The organism is Pedobacter sp., assembly GCF_039594775.1.
In the GTDB taxonomy this organism is placed as follows: Bacteria; Bacteroidota; Bacteroidia; order Sphingobacteriales; family Sphingobacteriaceae; genus Pedobacter.
Map to the genome: position 1 here is coordinate 217,666 of NZ_JBCNMT010000003.1, position 18,255 is coordinate 235,920.

The following is an 18,255-nucleotide window of genomic DNA, read 5'->3' on the forward strand; positions in this document are numbered from 1 at the left end:
TTGGTAACGTTAAATATAGTTACTAAAATTGAAATAGGTATTCAAAGAATAAACTTTGAATACCTATTTATTTTTAAAAAAAAGAATTTCTTTACGAATTAAAGTGGTAAAGGAATACCACATCGCCATTGTAGGCAGGTTTTGCTTGGTCCTTAATTTCCAAAATGATATTAACAACTACTTTGGTAGTGCCTCTTAGGTTTAAAATCGATTTTAAACTAGCCTTTAAACGTACTTCGCTATCAACAGTTACTGCTTGCCCAAACTTTAGGCTTTCGATGCCGTAGTTGATTTCCATCTTTAAATTGCCAATCCTAACGATCTGTTGCCATAAATACGGAACCAGTGAAAGTGTTAAGTACCCATGGGCAATGGTGGTTTTAAACGGACTTTCTACTGCTGCTCTTTCGGTATCAGTATGTATCCATTGATGGTCAAGCGTGGCATCGGCAAATTTGTTGATCTGCTCCTGAGTAATTTTATACCAAGTAGATGTGCCTAATTCATTCCCCAAATAGGAAGCAAAATCATCATGGTTATTAATTTCAATCATATAATAAGTTGTTGGTTATACTATAACAGCCCTTTAATGTTTGCGGGAGAATAATTGATAGATTTCAAGGTCTTATCGTCTCCTTGACGATAAACAAGGTATAAGCCTTCTATTTCTTTAAAATAAGCGTCTACGTTATCTTTTTTCTTGTAATAGGCAATTGTCTCTTCTGCTTCTTCAATTGTCTTACAAGCTTTGCTCATATTGGAGCGATGTACTTCGTCAAAAAGTGTCTTAAATTTAGTTCCTAATCCAAACTCTAAAACAGCACCTGCTAATACATATTGTAAGTCGCACAAAGCATCAGCTACTTCAACCAAATCATCGTTATCCACAGCCTCTTGTAGCTCTTTTAGCTCTTCGGCAATCAAATCTATTCTTAATTTGCTTCTAACTTTAGATGGGATAGCTGCTTGCTCAACAATTGGATGTTTGAAAGTGTGGTGAAACTCTGCTACTTGGCTTAAAGCACTTAAATCTTCCATAATGATATTTTTAAAAACGCTAAGGTTTAATAATTTGAGATGAATAACAAATTTTCTTATCAACAATGAAAGGGTATTTAAACTGATGTGCTGAATAATGTTTTGGTTATCAATCTAATAAAATGTTAAACTTCATTATTTGTTGATATTTTGATAGATTTGCCTTCTATTACTTAAGATACTTTTGATTATTGGAAACTCCATCAATATTTAAGTTAAGTCTGTCTCTTTCTAAATCCCTCAAACCGAAAAGTTTTTTTGTTTTAATGCTTTTATTTTTATCGATTTTAGGTTGTACCTCTGTCGAAAAAAAAACTATAGCAATTGAAAAAGGAATATCGCCCAAATTTAAACGAGTAGATAGCGTTTACATGACCAGTAATTTGGCCCAAACCAACCTACTTTTAGATAGCCTTAAGCTAAAAATTGATGATGACGATGTAGATGACCTTACCAATTATTACTATTACAAGGGTTTAACCAACTATAAGGATACTGTTTTAATGAACCGGTATGCGGATAGTGCATTGGCTGTATTTGAAGATGTTGAGCATCAAAAACTTTATCCCATGGCCTTCGCAAAGGCACTAATGCTCAAGAGCGATGTTTATGTTTTATTTAAAAAATATGATAAAGCACTAGAAAATTATTTTAGAATAAAAACTACTTTAAATAGGCATGATGATCCTTTGGTGTATGCAGACTACATTACCCGGATTGCTCAACTTTATTATATCCAAAATCTTTTTAGACAAGCAGCACATTATCATTTAGAAGCATTTGACATTATTGAAACTGCCAAAAAACTAGACGCTAGAAATGTGTTCTATTTAAAACAGGGAGCGCTTAATAATGCTGGTTTTTCCTATGAAAAAGCTGGAATGCTAGACAGTGCGGCATTTTTGTACCAAAAAGGGCTCTCATTCATTGAGCAACAACTCCATAAAAATATGGTAACTATTAGCCAATATAATCGGTCTCGAATTGTCCTCTTAGACAATTTAGGTGGTTTAATGGCCAAACGTGGAAATCTAAAGCTGGCGGAAAAATATTTGGAGGAAAGTGTAGCTTTGGATAGTTATGCTCAGGATAAAATCAAAATTACGGCATTTATCAAACTTGCCGATGTTTATCGCCGTTTAAACAAACTTCCGGCTGCAGATTCATTATTGAATATTGCCCAAAAAGTTATCCAGGAAACCCCTTTCGACAATTATTTGCTTAAACCTAGATGGGATAAGGCCAGAAGTGAACTCTACTTTTCGGAAGGTAATTATAAAGAGGCTTTTCATTTAATGGACAGATATGCGAAAACGATGGATAGCGTAAATGCCGAAAACGAGCTTTCTAGGGTAGATTTGAATATCAGATTTCAAAATAAGCAAACAGAACAGGATTTAAAGGTACTGACCAAAACCAATGAAAACATTACCTTGTACCTATTTTGTGCGGCTATTTTTATTTTAATGCTCATTTGTATTGTATTCTTGGTGATTAAGAATGCCAAACAAGCTCATAAAACCGAAAAAGCGACCATTAAGCATAGCGAAGAATTGAAAAAAACAATGATACGCTTGGAAAATCGTAATAAAGACTATGCAAAGATGATGAAAGTAATGGCTCACGATTTGAAAAATCCACTTGGAGGAATGGTAGGCATTAGCAATTTATTGTTGGAAGAAAAACGGTTTATTGAAGATGATAGGGAAATGCTACAGCTTATTTCGAGCTCTGGTGAGAACGCTATCGAAATGATCAATCAGCTACTTAACTCCAATTTAGCTATTGAAAATGAAGTATTGACCAAGGAAAGGATAGATATTCAGCATTTGCTGCGCCAGTGTACTGAGCTTTTGCAGTATAAAGCCAATGAAAAGCAACAGAAAATTATTTTCATTAGTGGTGGCCCTGCTTATTTACAGTTAAGTCGTGAAAAGATTTGGCGAGTGTTTAATAATCTAGTGGTTAACGCCATTAAATTTAGTCCTAACCATACTGTAGTGAAAGTAGTGTTGGAACGCTTAGATAAAAGTGTAAGAGTAGCTGTTATAGATCAAGGTATAGGTGTGCCAGAGGCTGATAAACAGCGTATATTCGAAATGTTTACCACTGCCAAACGTCCGGGAACTTCGGGCGAGCAACCATTTGGTATTGGTTTATCTATTAGTAAGCAGATTGTGGAAAGCCACCAAGGGAAAATATGGCTACAAAGCAACGTTGATGGTGGAACAATCTTTTACGTAGAACTGCCGCTAAGCTAAATAATCTGCCTGTTGGCTTAAAATATCTCTGTATTTGCTGAAAATAGAAGTTTTGGAAACAAGACCAATGTAATTGCCGAAGCGGTCTATCACTGGTAGTACCCATAAATTATCATCTTCCATCCTATTCAATACCAATTTAAGATCAGTGTTAATGGTAACGGGAATAACTTCAGTATGCATGAGGTCATTAACCTTCAAATCAGAATTTTTGTCCGCTAGCAACTGCTCCAAAATAGTTTCTACATAAATCACACCCTTAAATTGACCGTCTAAGTCTACCACAGGAAAAATGTTTCGTTTCGATTTTAGTACGTCATTTATCCTATCTCTTAACAGATCTTCAACCCCCAACACTACCTGGTCTTTTTCGATCAATGTCTTTAGGCTCATCATATTAAGTACCGTAGTATCTTTATCAGAATGATGTGAAAGTTCCCCTTTATCAATCAACGGTTTGGTATAAATAGAATATTGGTTTACGCTTCTGTTGATTAAGTAAGCAATAGCCGTAGTGATCATTAAAGGAACCATTAAAATGTAACCTCCAGTAATTTCGGCAATCAAAAATATTCCGGTTAAAGGTGCATGCATTAAAGAACCTAGAGCGGCTGCCATGCCGGCCACAATAAAGTTTGCAGTGTTTACTTCAGCTAAACCCGAAACATTAATGCTGTAAGCTACCACAAAACCTATTAAACCACCAATAATTAAGCTTGGAGCAAAAGTGCCGCCGTTGCCTCCAGCTGATAGGGTTACCAACGTCGCTACTGATTTTAACATGATGGTGGCTACCGTGAAAACAATCACCACTACTGGTAAATCGCTGAATTCAGCAAAAATACTGTTGCTAATTACCGAGCGATAGTCGCCCCTAAGTAAATTGTTAATGGTAATATAGCCTTCCCCGTATAAGGTAGGAAAAAGAAAAATCAATATACCTAAACTCAGCCCCCCTATGGCAATTTTCTGATATGGGTTTTTGATTTTGTAAAATGCACCTTTTATGGTAGAGTTTACTTTGCCAAAATAAATGGAATATAAGCCCACCAGCACCGCTAAAATCACATAAAAGCCCAATGCTTTCATTTGCCAGCCTTCCGTAACCAAATAAAACAATTGCTCATTATAAAACAATCTGGCCACTACCGAAGCGGTAGCCGCCGACAACAATAATGGGATAAAAACTGGAATGGTGAACTCAGGAAGTAATATCTCAATAGCAAAAACAATTCCAGCTATTGGGCTATTAAAAGCTCCCGCAATTCCAGAAGCAGCTCCACAGGCCAACAATAATGTTGTTTCTCTATAACTTAAGCCTAAAAATCTGCCTAAGGTTGAACCTATTGAAGCTCCACTGGTAGCAATCGGTGCTTCTAAACCGGTGGAACCTCCAAAACCAACGGTAATGGCCGCGGTAATAATCTGCGAGTAGCTATTATGAGCTTCTACCTTGCTAGATTTTTTAGAAATGGCAAATAACAATGGCGTTAAGCCCGTTTCAAAAGTGCCTTTTCTGATGAACCTACGTACATAAAGTACCGACAATAAAATACCAATAGTAGGAAATAAAAGATATAGGTAGTATTTATACTGCCACTGTAAATCAGTTTGTAAAAAATGTTCTATCCTATGGGTAATGCCTTTTAAAAGCGAAGCAGCTAGGCCAGCCAATATCCCCACAAGGATAGCGGCAATAATTAAGAAATTTTTGTTTGAAATTTTGCTTTGCCTGTATTCATTAAAGCGGTCTACAAAATTTACAAACTTGATGTACATAATATCTATTTTAATTTAACGACTAACTATCAAACTTGTCCAATAGTTTCAATAAAGTTGCAAAATCTTTAGGATAGGGAGCCTCTACCAAAATATCCTGTCCATCCAAACCTTTAAACGTAATCTGTTTGGCATGTAGCGCAAAACGCTTCATAATAGGCTGCTCCTCCTCGTCGGTTAAACGATACCCTCTTTTAATTTTAGAAAGAAAAACCGGCTTGCCGCGGTACATCACATCACCACAAATGGCCGCACGTTGAGTAGCCAAATGTATCCTAATTTGGTGCATACGGCCCGTTACGGGCTTACATTCCACCAAAGTATAATGCTTATAGTATTTTAACGAATTAAAATAAGTTTCGGCACGTTTGCCCTCTTGCCTATCAATCGTTACGTTTTTGTTGCCATCGTTCAAAATTGGCAAATCCACAAAAAGGTTGTCAAATTGAAACTGCCCATCAACCACTGCATGATAGATTTTGCTTACTTTTCGTTTTTCGAATTGTATAGATAGGTTACGGTAAGCCTCAGGATTTTTAGCAATCACAATAGCACCCGAAGTTTCCTTATCCAATCTGTGGCAAATTTGCGCATCTTCCGTATACAGCTTGGCCAAACGTAAGATATTTACTTCGCCAACGCCAGCAGCACCGCGTTCATCTAAGGAAGCCACAAAAGGAGGTTTGTTGATCACGATATAGTCTTCGTTTTCGAATAGGATAAGGTCTTTAAAATTCGGATATTTCAAATGGATACAAATTAAAGCTGCAAAAATACAATACATTTAGCACTTTATTGCCCTTATGGCTGGTGTAATTTCCTAATATCATTTTATAGAAGAGCCAGTTTCTGCTCATTTAGGTTTTGAAAGTCCTGCTATTCGCCTTTACATCCTCGTTATGCTAGGCTCCACTCGGTGGTATTGGCTGCTATCAGGTCTATTTAAAAAAACTGTAAAATGACACTACCTACATTGTCAGCTCGATTGTAGCGAAAGATCTAACATTGTGCGTAATGAGACTTACGAAGTTTTCAAAACTTCGTAAGTCAAGTAAAAAGAAGAGACAGGAATTATTAGCACTTTTTTGTATAACGAGGATGAAAATTTCCTGCTACTGGTGTGAACTTTTCATCTTGTGTATAATTTGCCGCTGCCGAGAGCGGGAACCTCTCCTCCTATGGATAATTTCGTCCTGCCGATGACGGGAACTTTTATATCAACCTTTCTTTTTTATTTAAAATGCTTACTAGGCTAGTTGTCTTCCCTTAACTTTGTGTGTAAACATATAATATCATTCATCATACTACATATAACTATAAAATAATATGCAACATACCACATTAGGATGGATAGGCTTAGGTAATATGGGCAGTCCAATGGCCAAAAATCTGATTAAAGCCGGCTATCCAGTAGCTGTTTATAACCGTTCTATAGCCAAAACCGAAGATTTTAAAGGCACTGCTACCATTTGTGAAAGCATTAGTGCACTGGTTCAGGGAAGTGAGGTAATCTTCACCATGCTTACCAACGACGAAGCCGTAAAACAAGTTTATGCCGAAATATTAAAGGAAAATCTGGAAGGAAAGCTTTTTATTGATTGCAGCACCATTTCGCAAGAATGCTCATTAACCATCGCTCAACAAATTAAAGCCAAAAATGCTGGATTTATAGATGCACCAGTAGCAGGTAGTACACAACCAGCAACCGAAGGTACACTGATCATGATGGTAGGTGGCGATGAAAAAGATATTATTAAAGCCCAGCCCTATTTCGACAAATTGGGGAAGCTGACCAAACATCTTGGCGAAAATGGAAAAGGGATTGCTGCCAAGCTATCCATTAATTATTTCCTTTCCCTGATTTACCAAGGCTTGGCAGAAACGGTTTTGTTATCCGAAAAATTGGGTATCCAACGTAAGGATATGCTGGAAATCATCAATGAAAGTGCTAGCGGAAGTGGTGCCACCAAGGTAAAAACACCTTTGCTTATGCAAGAAAGCTATCCACCGGCTTTTGCATTGGATTTGATGCTTAAAGATATTTTATTGGCACAAAAGGCAGGTGCCAATTTCCCGCTTTCAGAAGCCATTATTAATACTTATCAAGCAGCACACGACAAGGGATTAGGCGGAGATGATGTGATCGGGATTATTAAATCGTTGAAATAGTTTTAAATAGACTCGTGTTCTATTACTTACAGACTTACGAAGTTTTCGAAACTTCGTAAGTCTTAAACAATATACTAGTCAATCACCATTTCTGGTACATCATCATCAGCATAAAGCTTTCCTGCGGTAGCATTTCTAATTTCTTCTACGCTCACACCAGGTGCTCTTTCCAGTAGCTTAAAGCCTCCTTCGGGCAATACATCTAAAACAGCAAGTTCGGTCACTATTTTCTTAATACATTTTACACCTGTTAAAGGCAAGGTACAAGCTGGCAATAATTTGCTTTCGCCCGCTTTGTTTACATGTTGCATAGCCACAATAATGTTTTTGGCCGAAGCTACCAAGTCCATAGCCCCTCCCATTCCCTTTACCATTTTTCCTGGGATTTTCCAATTGGCAATGTCACCATTTTCTGAAACCTCCATAGCGCCCAAAATGGTCAAATCTATTTTCTGCGCTCTGATCATGCCAAAACTCATGGCCGAGTCAAAAATGGCAGAGCCAGGTAAAGTAGTAATGGTTTGTTTACCCGCATTAATTAAATCTGGGTCTTCTTCACCTTTAAAAGGAAATGGGCCCATGCCCAATAAACCGTTTTCCGATTGTAGTACAACATTAATTCCCTCTGGAATGTAATTGGCTACCAAAGTTGGAATACCAATACCCAAGTTTACATAATAACCGTCTTTTATTTCTTTAGCGATCCGACTAGCGATCCCTTCTTTTGATAATGCCATATTATTTATTTTTTCCGATAATGCCTAAATGCGTATGACTAAAGGCATTAAAATATTTTAATCCGTATCCAAAAGCTCTATCCATACTGGAATGTGCAAAGAGGATAACGCCAGTAAGTTGAAGTATTGATGAGGACAAATAAAATCCAACCATGAAAATTGCAATTGCTAGGGCTTTATGATGCGCAATATTATAGAGTATTGCACCAACTTTTGAATTGATGGCATAGCCAATCATACTTAAATCAGGTGCCAATAATAATGCAGGAAATACCCACCATGAAAATGAGAGGTAATGAAAAGCAAAAAGTGCCAATAAAAACATAGCAATTTCTTCCAATGCAATTACTTTTTTCATTATGACCTGTTCCTCACCGTTAATTGTTCTATTCTTTTTTCGTAATTTTTACCCTTAAAAATTCGGTGTACATAAACCCCTGGGGTATGAATGTAGTCAGGGTCTAATTCTCCTACCTCAACCAATTCTTCTACTTCGGCAATAGTAATTTTGCCAGCCATCGCCATTACTGGATTAAAGTTTCTACTGGTGGAACGGAATATCAAATTTCCCGCAGTATCGCCTTTCCAAGCTTTTACAATAGCAAAATCAGCATCAAAAGCATATTCCATCAAATAATCTTTTCCATCAAAATTCCTTACTTCTTTGCCTTCAGCAACTTCAGTACCTACCCCAGCAGGTGTAAAAATAGCAGGCATACCATATCCGGCAGCTAAACAACGGGTAGCCAGGGTTCCTTGCGGAATAAGCTCTACTTCTAGTTCGCCACTTAATAACTGACGTTCAAATTCGGCATTTTCACCTACGTAAGACGAAATCATTTTCTTCACTTGGTGCTGTTTTAACATCAAACCTATGCCAAAATCGTCTACGCCAGCATTATTGGAAATACAAGTCAAATTTTTGGTGCCCTTTTTTACTAGAGCAGCGATACAATTTTCTGGAATACCGCATAACCCAAAACCGCCCAGCATAAGGGTTTTCCCGTCGGTAATGTCAGCGATCGCCTCATCGGCATTTGCTACAACTTTGTTGATCATATTTGGTGTGTTTTGCGACTAAAATAGGATTAATCTATCGCTTTGCAAAAGTAAAGTGTGGCCTATAACATTGTAAGCATTACACTAAGGTGTTCTTTAAAATTAAGATTAACAGTTGATTAAGAAAGAGCTATCGTCTATTGCCTACTTGTAAATTTCTATGATTTTATCACCAGAACCATTACTGGTACAGAGGTAAATTTTGCCCTCTGGCGATTGGCAAACTGCTCTAACTCGACCATAATTTCCCACAAATAAGTCTTTGGTTTCGGCAATTGCATTTTGTGCATCGTTTAACTTTAGCTGCATTAACCTGGTGCCTTTTAATAAGCCCACGAGCAGCGAATTTTTAAATTGAGGGATATAGTTTGAATTATAATAAATCATACCGCTCGGCGCAATAGTAGGTGTCCATTGCATGATGGACTCGGCTACGTTATTCTGGTTGCAAAAAGCGGTTTCGTTTGTTGCATCACATTTACCTCTTACCGTTGGCCAACCATAATTTCGGCCTTTTTCAATGATATTAATTTCGTCATCCGTATCGGGCCCATGTTCCGAAGAAAATAACTTATTGCCCACTAAAGCTAAACCTTGTGGATTTCGATGGCCGAAAGACCATACGGGGCTATTTGGAAAGGGATTATCGGCCGGAATGCTGCCATCTAGATTAAGACGTAAAACTTTGCCGGCAACTGAATTCAAATTTTGTGGCGTACTCGTATCAGCCGCATCTCCAGTAGTTACAAATAATTTATCGCCGGTAATCAATAATCTAGAACCATTATGAACACTGGCCGCTGGAATATTGTCCAATAAAGTTTGCGGACTTGTTAAGCTATTGTTGTTATAAGTAAATCTAACTAGCTTATTTTTATATGGATTTCCATAACCGTAAAATACATATATATAAGGATTTGAAGTGAAATTTGGGTGGATAGTCATGCCCAATAAGCCGCCTTCGCCCTGTGAACTTACTTCAGTAATGGTGCGTAATAATGTTACTTGGTTGTTTGCTGGATTTAACCTGCTAATTTTTCCCGATTTTTCGGTAAACCAAATGAGGTTATCGGGCCCATAAACCAGTTCCCAAGGTAAGGACAGATTGGAAACGAGTGTCCTTGTTTTAATATCTGCAGGTGTATCGTCTTCAACATTATTACGATCTTTTTTACAGCCAATACTTAAGAGCAATATTCCAAAAACAATCCATAACTTTTTCATATCCCTAATATTTTAAGGAAACAACAATCAGAGGAAGCTTTTGGTTTATAATCAATTAAATAGGTCTGCTGCTATTTTGCTAAGACATTCCAACTTATTGACAATTATCATAAATTCGATTGCCATATTGCTAGTTAAATAACTCTTAAAATATTTCTATAGCTGACCCTGAAATAAATTCAGGGTGACCTTAGGTGAGTAATCCGCGAAGCGAGTGAACCACAATTAGTAGCAGAAATCTTATTTTTACACTTAAAAGCTCGATTATTTTGCGTAGAAAGCATTTTCTTAACCCGAAATCACAATAAAATAGTTAAACATTTATAAACTAGATTTAGTTATTGAATTCAGTACATAGTTCTTGATAATGAAATCTTCACTAAAACCTAACCTTTTATAAATTCCCTTTCCAAGTTCAGATGCCTGTAAAGTGGCGTAAGAAATACCAGCAGTAATAGCTCTATTCAGTAGTATGTACATGATCTCTTCTGCAAAGCCTCTTCTTCTCATTTCGGGAACAACACCTACACCATGTATACCTGCCACTTGTTCGTTGGGATAATAAATGGCCGTACCTACCAATTCGTCATTGAAATGAAAAAGATTATATTCGATTTTATCCATAGTTCGGATGAGTATTTCTTCACCAATCATATAACCAAAACATTTAGGATAAATTTCGGCCCAAAGCTTAGCTTCTGCTGTAGTGGATACTCTTTTGAAGGTTAACGAGCTAGATGAAGGGAATGGTTCCTCTAACTGTAGCGACATGCCAGTTTGTACTGATTTTTGGATAAAATCTGCTGGTATGATTTCTGAACCTTCAGTCGGGTAAATATTCCAGAGGGGAAACACTAAATGTTGCTCACATGAAGCCATCCTTTGAGATATGCCGATAAGCAATTCGTTGGTCGGTGCTTGTTTAATCCATATTTTATTGGGCCATTCTGAATTTTGTACCAAACTCAATTCATATTCATTTTCACTCATGTAATGACCAACGGCCTGTCCTACTTTAGTCCACAAGGAAGTCAGGTTGTCTATATTTAATTTGTTGATATTTTCCATGAGGTCAAAGTTCTTCCCTTTATCAAACAAAAACATTTACATATGTTGATTTTGATCTAATTTTAAATCTTTTCTTATCCTACTTAGTTGTGTAGCTGTAATTCCCAAATGAGAGGCAATGTGATGCAATGAAATCTTTTGATCAATATTAGGATATTGCTCCATGAATTTTTGATACCTGATGCTAGCGCTTTCCATCACTAGAGATACTTCCCTTTGTTCTTTATCAATGACCCATTCCCTCTCTAAATAAGCAATGTAATAGTTTTTCAGGTCATCATTTTTATGGATAAGTTGCTTGAATTTATTGAAATTGATGGCAAGTAATAAGCTTTTATCCAAAGCCTGTAAAGTAAACGATGAGGGTTTTTGCAGTAAGGCCGAAACCATGGAGCCTACCATTTTGCCCGCCAAGAAAATATTTTTATTATAGGTGTGGCCTTGCTGATCACTTGAATAGGCCCTAACTGCTCCCTCACATAAGAAATAAATATTTTTGGCCACATCGCCCTCATTGATTAAAATTTCATTTTTATAAAATTGATGGAATTTAACGAGGTCTTTAATTAATTCAAATGAAGATGAAGTAATGCTCGAATAACTAGACAAATAAGTCTTTAGACTATCCAAGTACAGTACTTTATCTTCATCTGAAATATTCATAGGCTACTTCATATAAACGTAGGTAATACCATCTCCTCCTCTATCCAAATGTTCATCTTCCATTCGGTCTACCTGTTTGTAGTATTGTTTTAAATGTGTTCTGATCAGTTTACGTAAAATACCATCGCCTTTGCCATGTATAATTTTAATAGATGGAAAACCTAGCATTACGGCCTTGTCCATGTAGTTTTCCAGTTCTTGTAAAGCTACTTCGCCACGCATGCCGCGTAGATCAAGTTCAGCTCTAAAGTTGGCTACAGCATCGCTTAAACTATTGGTAAAGGAAGTGCGTTGCACCAATTTTTTAACCTGTCGGTTACTGATTTTTTGTACTCGGTTGCGTTTTACTACAGAACGCAAGTCGCCAAAAGCAACCACTAAATTATTTTTATTGATTTCCAAAACTTGCCCGGTATTTTCCGTGCCAAGCAATTGTATCCAATCCCCAACCTCAATTTCAGTATCATCAAATTCCATCACAGGTTTAGGTTCTGGCTTTACTTCATTTTTGGCCAACCCTTGCTGTAGGTTTTGCCTAATTTCTCTGGTCGCCTCCTTATCAGCTTGCTTCTTCTTGATTTGCGCAATAGTATTTTCTACTAGCTTATTAGCATCTTTAATGATATTTTGTGCTTGTACTTTGGCATCTTTAATCAGTGTTTTCTTATTCTCTTCCAGAAAAGATTTTTGCTTTTCATTTTCCGACAGCAACTGGTTCAACTTATTTTGTTGATTGGCCAGTTTCACCTTGATTTCATGTACTTGACGTTTTTCCCTTTCCAGGTTCACCAATAAACTATCAATGCTATTTTGGTTGGTGCCAATCTTTTGTCTGGCCAATTCTAGTACCTCTTTTTGCAAGCCAATGTTTTGGGCAATTTCAAAGGCGTAGGAACTGCCAGGTTTACCAATATCTAAAATATAAAGCGGCTTCATACGGCTGTTGTCAAACAACATCGAGGCATTTTCCAAACCTTCAGTATCGCCGGCAAAAAGCTTCAAGTTCGAGTAGTGGGTAGTGATCACACCTCGTACTTTTTTTTGGTTAAGTACTTCAAGTACTGCTTCGGCCATTGGACCACCAAATTGTGGATCAGTTCCGGTTCCAAACTCATCAATCAACACCAGGGTTTTAGGATTGGCATGGGCTAAGAAATAGCGCATTTTATTCAAATGGGCACTATAGGTACTCAAATCAGATTCAATGGATTGGTCGTCGCCAATATCAGCAAAGATTTGGTTAAATATTCCCATTTCACTATGCTCGTCTACTGGTACCAACAAGCCTGTTTGCAACATCATCTGTAAAAGGCCAACGGTTTTCATGCATACCGATTTACCACCTGCATTGGGCCCCGAAACCAATACAATACGCATGCTTTCATTTAAATGAATGTTTAAAGGCACTACGCTTTTTTGTTCGTTTGCAAAAGAAAGTAGCAACAAAGGATGGCGTGCATTGATTAATTTTGTTTTTGGCTCCTTTGCCAATATTGGCATTTGCGCACCAATTTTAATGGCGAATAGAGCCTTCGCTCTTACAAAATCTAGTTTGGTTAAAAATCCGTGGTATGATAACAGTATGGGTATGTATGGCCTAAGCTCGGTAGTGGTGGCGATTAAGATGCGGATGATTTCTCTACGTTTATCAAATTCAAGGTCGCGGAGCTTGTTGTTCAATGTAAAAACCTCTTCAGGTTCCAAATAAACCGTTTGTCCGCTAGCCGACTCGTCATGGATAAAACCTTTGATTTTACGTTTGTTCTCTGCCAAAATTGGAATACACATCCTGCCGTCGCGAATGGTCAAGCTACCATCGGCTACCCAGTTACTGGCTACGGCACTTTTATAGATGGAATCCATCTTTTTACGCACTTCCTGCTCTCCCTTGGAAATGGCGGCAGTAATTTCCGATAGTGCTGTAGAAGCATTGGGCTTAATTTTGCCTTTAGCATCAAGCACATTCTCTATTTTCCGAAGGATGTCTCGTTCAATGGGCAGATGTTCAAATAGTGCTTCCAAATTAGGATAGACTTCCTTGCGTTCATCAAAAAAACGGATTACCGAAAACACCGTTTGCAACGAAGTGTATATTTTGAACAGCTCCTCTTCTATGAGGTACGTACCTTCTACTTTAATCTTATCGGCCAGTACTTTAATATCAAAAAAAGTACTGATCTGTAGGGGTTCCTGGTTTTCCAGGATGCTTTTAAATTCTTTGGTTTGGCGCAAAAACTTGTCAATTTGGTCGTGCTTAGTCATTACTTGCATCTTGTCAACCAAGTTTTGCCCCATGGTGCTTAGGCAATAATCACGCACCAATTGCCTTACTTCATTAAAACCTAATCTCTCTTCGCAATTTTCAGGGTACAGCATATTTATTTTACGGGTTGCGGCGCTGTTTGTTTAACTGCTTCAGCTGCCGTTTGCTTTTCGTGCGTCTTAATTAAATCTTCTCTAGTTTTGTTGAGCTTATTGCTAATCCTTTCGTACATTTTCGATAACAAATCAGGACGGCTATAATAATATGCCATACTTTTAGCATGCATTGCCGAATCGATACCGTACTTTTTGAAAATGCCTTTATAAATCGGTGCCGATACTTTTTTGGCACTATCTGGTGTAGGAATAGACGATACATAGCCATCTACCACATGGATATCAAATAATATTTTTTCCATTTCTGCGGGTTGAACAATATCCTTCGGAATGCCAGGTTTACAGCCCAAAGCCAACACTGCGCAAAAAAATATAAACAAAAATCTCGTCATTTCTTGATTAAAACTTCAGCTTTCTTAGCCAAATTAAAAAAGGGTTGTTAATTTTACCTCCAAAAATACTGATAAATGAGCATTGCTGATAACTTATTGAAATATAAAAACGAAATTGAGAGCCAAGGTATAAAATTGGTGGCCGTTTCGAAGAATCATCCTGCTGAGGCCGTGATGGAAGCATATGAAGCTGGTCAACGTGTTTTTGGAGAGAACTTGGTGCAGGAAATGGTAGATAAGCAAACGCAGTTACCAGCAGATATTGAATGGCATTTGATTGGTCATTTACAAACCAATAAAGTGAAGTACATTGCTCCTTTTGTGAAGTTGATTGAATCTGTTGATAGTTTAAAGTTGCTTAAAGAGATTGATAAACAAGCGGCTAAACATCAACGTATAATTGATTGCCTGTTGCAGATTTATATTGCGGATGAGGAGAGCAAGTTTGGATTAGGTTTTGATGAAGCGATTGAACTGTTGCGTTCTGAGGAATTTGCTGCCATGAAAAATGTACGCATTGTTGGTTTAATGGGAATTGCTACCAATACAGCTCAAGAGAAGCAAACTATTGCAGAGTTTAATGAGCTGAAAGTGCTTTTTGATGGCATCAAAGTAAGTTTCTTTAGAAATGTCGAATACTTTAAGGAAATTTCTATGGGCATGTCTTCTGATTATAAACTTGCCATTGCTGAAGGAAGTACCATGGTAAGAATTGGCAGTAATATCTTTGGAAAGAGAGTGATTAAGCACTGGAAGAATAAGGAGTAAATAGTTAAAAGTCGGAAAGTCCGGAAGTTTACAGTGCGAGTGCAAGTTAGCATGAGTCAAAATACTAACCGCTAGCAGCTGACCACTAGCCACTAATCCCTAAAGAAAAAATGAATATTGAATTAAGAAGAGCAACCGCCGAAGACTGTCCTCGTCTACTGGAATTGATCATGGAATTGGCCATTTATGAAAAAGCGCCACATGAAGTAACCGTAACACTAGAGGAGTTTGTAGCAGCTGGTTTTGGTGAAAATCCGGTATGGAAATCATTTGTAGCTGTTGACGGTGAAAACATCGTGGGGCTTGCATTGTTTTATGTGAGATACTCTACTTGGAAAGGTTGTCGTTTATATTTGGAAGACTTTTTGGTAACAGAAAGCTACCGCGGAAAAGGCATAGGGAAACTATTGTTCGATCGCGTTGTACGGGAGGCCAAAGATGGAAACTTCAATGGGATGAACTGGCAAGTGCTCGACTGGAATGCTCCGGCTATTAACTTTTATGATAAGTATGGTGCTGGATATGAGAGCGAGTGGCTAAATGCTTCCTTTTCCAAAGAGCAATTAGAAGCGCTAAATTAAAATTTATAGATATGAAAAAAATTATCTTACCTCTTATTGCTATAAGCTTGCTTGTGGCCTGCAGAAACGAAAACAAGGACAAAAAAGTAGCCCATGTCATTACTGCCGAGAACGATACCCTTACTTATCGCTATGATTCGGTAAAGGTGGTGAGCAATAATTTGGTAAAACCTGGTGTCAATGCGGAAGCAGATACCGCAAATGCTGTGGTAAGATATCCTATTTTTGAAAACGACAGCTTAAATCATTACATCAAAAAACAAGTGTTCGACTATTTTGGGAAGGATGAACACCCAACCGCATATGAAGACGTGGCTAGTAGTTTCATTAGAGGTTACAATGATTTTTACAGAGAAAACCCTGGAACCGCCCAATGGTGGTATTTGCTAATCGATATTAAAGTAGTACGCCAACTGCACAACTACATCGCTTTAAAATACATCCATTCTGATTATGCTGGCGGTGCCCATGGCAACACTTCTATTTCCTATATTAATTACAATCCTAAAACCAATCAACCTATCGTGTTAGACTCGTTGATTTTGCCTAATAAAAAAGCTGATTTACTAAAATTAGCTGAAGGCATATTTAGAAAAAATGAAAATATAAGTGCTACAGAGCCTTTAGATAAACGCTATTTTTTCACCAATGGAAAATTCTCCTTGCCAGCCGCATTCTATGTAAGCGATAAAGGCTTAACTTTCCTTTACAATCCATACGAAATTAAAGCATATGCTGAAGGTACTACCGAACTAGTTGTTCCTTTTGCAGCCCTTAGCCATATTGCTAAACCACAAACCATCTTAACTCCTACAGAATAAATGCAGGTATACAAATTTGGTGGAGCATCCATCAAAAACATCGAAGGAATAAAAAACGTTACTCAAATTATACAGTCGTACGGCCACAAAAACTTATTAGTGGTGGTATCGGCAATGGACAAAACTACCGATAGGCTGCAAGAATTAGCCTTTGCACACATTAATGGAGATGAAAATAAGCATGAACTGCTCGAAAATATCAAAGCTTTCCATTTTGATATGATTGGTAAGTTGTTTCCAGATACTAAAAATCCAGTGTATAATGATGTGGCCAATACATTTGTAGAAATAGAGTGGCTTCTGGAAGAAGATGCCGAAGACAGCGCGGATTATCTTTACGACCAGATTGTCTCTATTGGAGAATTGGTCTCTTCTAAAATAATTGCTGCGTATTTAAATCAGCAAGGCACTTTCGCCATTTGGCAAGATGCCAGAAACTATATCCAAACGGATAACAACTATCGTGAAGCGAATGTACAGTGGGATAAAACCACCCATACCATACAAAAACAATTGCCAAGCTATTTAGAGCAAGGTATTGTTTTAACGCAAGGCTTTATCGGAGCAACCAGCGAGAATTTTACCAGTACTTTGGGTCGTGAAGGTTCCGATTATAGTGCAGCCATTTTTAGTGCAGCGCTTGATGCCGAGAAAATGACCATTTGGAAAGATGTTCCAGGAGTACTCAATGCCGACCCAAAATGGTTTGATGAAACGGAGAAAATCCCGCAACTCTCCTATCACGATGCCATTGAGCTAACCTATTACGGCGCTACGGTAATTCATCCTAAAACCATTAAACCTATACAAAATAAGAGCATTCCTTTGCATGTAAGGTCTTTTATCCATCCCGAAGAAAAAGGCACTGAAATTAGTAGCGAGGTAACCACTATTCCTGTTCCTTCGTTTATATTTAAGGTTAATCAGGTGTTATTATCCATTTCACCTAAAGATTTCTCTTTCATTATTGAGGAGAACTTGAGCCACATTTTTGCCATTCTCCATAAAAACAAGGTAAAGGTGAATACTATGCTCAATTCGGCCATTAGCTTTTCCGTAAGTGTTGACGAAGACAACCATAAAATTGAAAATCTGATTAACGATTTGTCGGAAGATTTCAAAGTGAAGTACAATAAAAACATGGAATTGGTTACCATTCGTTATTATAATCAACAAACCATTGATAGGGTTACCACCGATAAGAAGGTCTGGTTAGAAGTGAAAAGCCGTAATACCTGCCAAATGGTAATGAAGAATAGAGATTAATTGTATAACCCATTGTTATTTTGCTTGATTGTTATATAATTAGTGATTCC

General features: G+C 37.5%; 18 protein-coding genes. 6 read left to right on the forward strand and 12 right to left on the reverse strand.

Annotated elements, in window-relative coordinates:
* Nucleotides 1-91: 91 nt before the first annotated feature.
* Nucleotides 92-553 carry a MaoC family dehydratase gene (locus tag ABDV71_RS10440; RefSeq protein ID WP_343532392.1) on the reverse strand — a complete coding sequence of 154 codons (462 nt, stop codon included), beginning with the start codon at nucleotides 551-553 and terminating at the stop codon, nucleotides 92-94.
* Nucleotides 554-573: 20 nt separating this feature from the next.
* On the reverse strand, nucleotides 574-1,038 hold the full coding sequence (locus tag ABDV71_RS10445; RefSeq protein ID WP_343532393.1) for a nucleoside triphosphate pyrophosphohydrolase family protein: 465 nt from the start codon (nucleotides 1,036-1,038) through the stop codon (nucleotides 574-576).
* A 266-nt stretch (nucleotides 1,039-1,304) separates the two neighbouring features.
* Between ABDV71_RS10445 and ABDV71_RS10450 the strand changes: the two genes are divergently transcribed.
* A complete protein-coding gene (locus ABDV71_RS10450) occupies nucleotides 1,305-3,299 on the forward strand; it encodes an ATP-binding protein (RefSeq protein ID WP_343532394.1) in 1,995 nt (664 codons plus the stop codon).
* On the opposite strand, the gene ABDV71_RS10455 is transcribed toward ABDV71_RS10450, so the two are convergent.
* Nucleotides 3,291-5,078, reverse strand: a complete 1,788-nt coding sequence (locus tag ABDV71_RS10455; RefSeq protein ID WP_343532395.1) for a chloride channel protein — start codon at nucleotides 5,076-5,078, stop codon at nucleotides 3,291-3,293. The two genes, ABDV71_RS10450 and ABDV71_RS10455, sit on opposite strands and share 9 nt — an antisense overlap.
* A gap of 22 nt (nucleotides 5,079-5,100) precedes the next feature.
* Complete coding sequence (locus ABDV71_RS10460) at nucleotides 5,101-5,826, reverse strand: RluA family pseudouridine synthase (protein WP_343532702.1); 726 nt, start codon at nucleotides 5,824-5,826, stop codon at nucleotides 5,101-5,103.
* Between the two features lie 578 nt (nucleotides 5,827-6,404).
* Here ABDV71_RS10460 and ABDV71_RS10465 point away from each other — a divergent pair.
* Nucleotides 6,405-7,247 (forward strand): NAD(P)-dependent oxidoreductase, encoded by an 843-nt coding sequence (locus tag ABDV71_RS10465; RefSeq protein ID WP_343532396.1) that lies wholly within the window; start codon nucleotides 6,405-6,407, stop codon nucleotides 7,245-7,247.
* Between the two features lie 74 nt (nucleotides 7,248-7,321).
* On the opposite strand, the gene ABDV71_RS10470 is transcribed toward ABDV71_RS10465, so the two are convergent.
* From ABDV71_RS10470 to ABDV71_RS10505, 8 genes are all read right to left on the reverse strand, one after another.
* Nucleotides 7,322-7,984 (reverse strand): CoA transferase subunit B, encoded by a 663-nt coding sequence (locus ABDV71_RS10470; RefSeq protein ID WP_343532397.1) that lies wholly within the window; start codon nucleotides 7,982-7,984, stop codon nucleotides 7,322-7,324.
* A 1-nt stretch (nucleotide 7,985) separates the two neighbouring features.
* The gene (locus ABDV71_RS10475) at nucleotides 7,986-8,342 is read right to left on the reverse strand and encodes a DUF4260 domain-containing protein (protein WP_343532398.1); all 357 of its coding nucleotides are present in this window, start codon (nucleotides 8,340-8,342) and stop codon (nucleotides 7,986-7,988) included.
* Nucleotides 8,342-9,043 (reverse strand): CoA transferase subunit A, encoded by a 702-nt coding sequence (locus tag ABDV71_RS10480; protein ID WP_343532399.1) that lies wholly within the window; start codon nucleotides 9,041-9,043, stop codon nucleotides 8,342-8,344. Before ABDV71_RS10480 ends, ABDV71_RS10475 begins: the two co-directional genes overlap by 1 nt.
* Nucleotides 9,044-9,187: 144 nt before the next feature.
* On the reverse strand, nucleotides 9,188-10,267 hold the full coding sequence (locus ABDV71_RS10485; RefSeq protein ID WP_343532400.1) for a PQQ-dependent sugar dehydrogenase: 1,080 nt from the start codon (nucleotides 10,265-10,267) through the stop codon (nucleotides 9,188-9,190).
* Nucleotides 10,268-10,588: 321 nt separating this feature from the next.
* Nucleotides 10,589-11,371, reverse strand: a complete 783-nt coding sequence (locus ABDV71_RS10490) for a GNAT family N-acetyltransferase (protein WP_343532401.1) — start codon at nucleotides 11,369-11,371, stop codon at nucleotides 10,589-10,591.
* A complete protein-coding gene (locus ABDV71_RS10495) occupies nucleotides 11,372-11,998 on the reverse strand; it encodes a cyclic nucleotide-binding domain-containing protein (protein ID WP_343532402.1) in 627 nt (208 codons plus the stop codon).
* A gap of 3 nt (nucleotides 11,999-12,001) precedes the next feature.
* The gene (locus tag ABDV71_RS10500) at nucleotides 12,002-14,374 is read right to left on the reverse strand and encodes an endonuclease MutS2 (RefSeq protein ID WP_343532403.1); all 2,373 of its coding nucleotides are present in this window, start codon (nucleotides 14,372-14,374) and stop codon (nucleotides 12,002-12,004) included.
* 2 nt (nucleotides 14,375-14,376) lie between these two features.
* Nucleotides 14,377-14,769, reverse strand: a complete 393-nt coding sequence (locus ABDV71_RS10505; protein ID WP_343532404.1) for a DUF4296 domain-containing protein — start codon at nucleotides 14,767-14,769, stop codon at nucleotides 14,377-14,379.
* Nucleotides 14,770-14,844: 75 nt separating this feature from the next.
* Here ABDV71_RS10505 and ABDV71_RS10510 point away from each other — a divergent pair, with 75 nt between their 5' ends.
* From ABDV71_RS10510 to ABDV71_RS10525, 4 genes are all read left to right on the forward strand, one after another.
* Nucleotides 14,845-15,537, forward strand: a complete 693-nt coding sequence (locus ABDV71_RS10510) for a YggS family pyridoxal phosphate-dependent enzyme (RefSeq protein ID WP_343532405.1) — start codon at nucleotides 14,845-14,847, stop codon at nucleotides 15,535-15,537.
* A gap of 110 nt (nucleotides 15,538-15,647) precedes the next feature.
* Nucleotides 15,648-16,118: a GNAT family N-acetyltransferase gene (locus tag ABDV71_RS10515; protein WP_343532406.1), complete on the forward strand. Its 471-nt coding sequence runs from the start codon at nucleotides 15,648-15,650 to the stop codon at nucleotides 16,116-16,118.
* 11 nt (nucleotides 16,119-16,129) lie between these two features.
* Nucleotides 16,130-16,939 carry a DUF3298 domain-containing protein gene (locus ABDV71_RS10520; protein ID WP_343532407.1) on the forward strand — a complete coding sequence of 270 codons (810 nt, stop codon included), beginning with the start codon at nucleotides 16,130-16,132 and terminating at the stop codon, nucleotides 16,937-16,939.
* Complete coding sequence (locus ABDV71_RS10525) at nucleotides 16,940-18,205, forward strand: aspartate kinase (RefSeq protein ID WP_343532408.1); 1,266 nt, start codon at nucleotides 16,940-16,942, stop codon at nucleotides 18,203-18,205.
* The last annotated feature ends 50 nt before the right edge of the window (nucleotides 18,206-18,255 follow it).

What these genes read in the sequence shown, in the direction of transcription:
- ABDV71_RS10500 (WP_343532403.1), bottom strand. Translation starts at nt 14,374, where the DNA reads ATGCTGTACCCTGAAAATTGCGAAGAGAGATTAGGTTTTAATGAAGTA.
- ABDV71_RS10465 (WP_343532396.1), top strand. Translation starts at nt 6,405, where the DNA reads ATGCAACATACCACATTAGGATGGATAGGCTTAGGTAATATGGGCAGT.
- ABDV71_RS10485 (WP_343532400.1), bottom strand. Translation starts at nt 10,267, where the DNA reads ATGAAAAAGTTATGGATTGTTTTTGGAATATTGCTCTTAAGTATTGGC.
- ABDV71_RS10475 (WP_343532398.1), bottom strand. Translation starts at nt 8,342, where the DNA reads ATGAAAAAAGTAATTGCATTGGAAGAAATTGCTATGTTTTTATTGGCA.
- ABDV71_RS10470 (WP_343532397.1), bottom strand. Translation starts at nt 7,984, where the DNA reads ATGGCATTATCAAAAGAAGGGATCGCTAGTCGGATCGCTAAAGAAATA.
- ABDV71_RS10505 (WP_343532404.1), bottom strand. Translation starts at nt 14,769, where the DNA reads ATGACGAGATTTTTGTTTATATTTTTTTGCGCAGTGTTGGCTTTGGGC.
- ABDV71_RS10515 (WP_343532406.1), top strand. Translation starts at nt 15,648, where the DNA reads ATGAATATTGAATTAAGAAGAGCAACCGCCGAAGACTGTCCTCGTCTA.
- ABDV71_RS10450 (WP_343532394.1), top strand. Translation starts at nt 1,305, where the DNA reads ATGCTTTTATTTTTATCGATTTTAGGTTGTACCTCTGTCGAAAAAAAA.
- ABDV71_RS10520 (WP_343532407.1), top strand. Translation starts at nt 16,130, where the DNA reads ATGAAAAAAATTATCTTACCTCTTATTGCTATAAGCTTGCTTGTGGCC.
- ABDV71_RS10440 (WP_343532392.1), bottom strand. Translation starts at nt 553, where the DNA reads ATGATTGAAATTAATAACCATGATGATTTTGCTTCCTATTTGGGGAAT.
- ABDV71_RS10455 (WP_343532395.1), bottom strand. Translation starts at nt 5,078, where the DNA reads ATGTACATCAAGTTTGTAAATTTTGTAGACCGCTTTAATGAATACAGG.
- ABDV71_RS10525 (WP_343532408.1), top strand. Translation starts at nt 16,940, where the DNA reads ATGCAGGTATACAAATTTGGTGGAGCATCCATCAAAAACATCGAAGGA.
- ABDV71_RS10480 (WP_343532399.1), bottom strand. Translation starts at nt 9,043, where the DNA reads ATGATCAACAAAGTTGTAGCAAATGCCGATGAGGCGATCGCTGACATT.
- ABDV71_RS10495 (WP_343532402.1), bottom strand. Translation starts at nt 11,998, where the DNA reads ATGAATATTTCAGATGAAGATAAAGTACTGTACTTGGATAGTCTAAAG.
- ABDV71_RS10445 (WP_343532393.1), bottom strand. Translation starts at nt 1,038, where the DNA reads ATGGAAGATTTAAGTGCTTTAAGCCAAGTAGCAGAGTTTCACCACACT.
- ABDV71_RS10490 (WP_343532401.1), bottom strand. Translation starts at nt 11,371, where the DNA reads ATGTTTTTGTTTGATAAAGGGAAGAACTTTGACCTCATGGAAAATATC.
- ABDV71_RS10510 (WP_343532405.1), top strand. Translation starts at nt 14,845, where the DNA reads ATGAGCATTGCTGATAACTTATTGAAATATAAAAACGAAATTGAGAGC.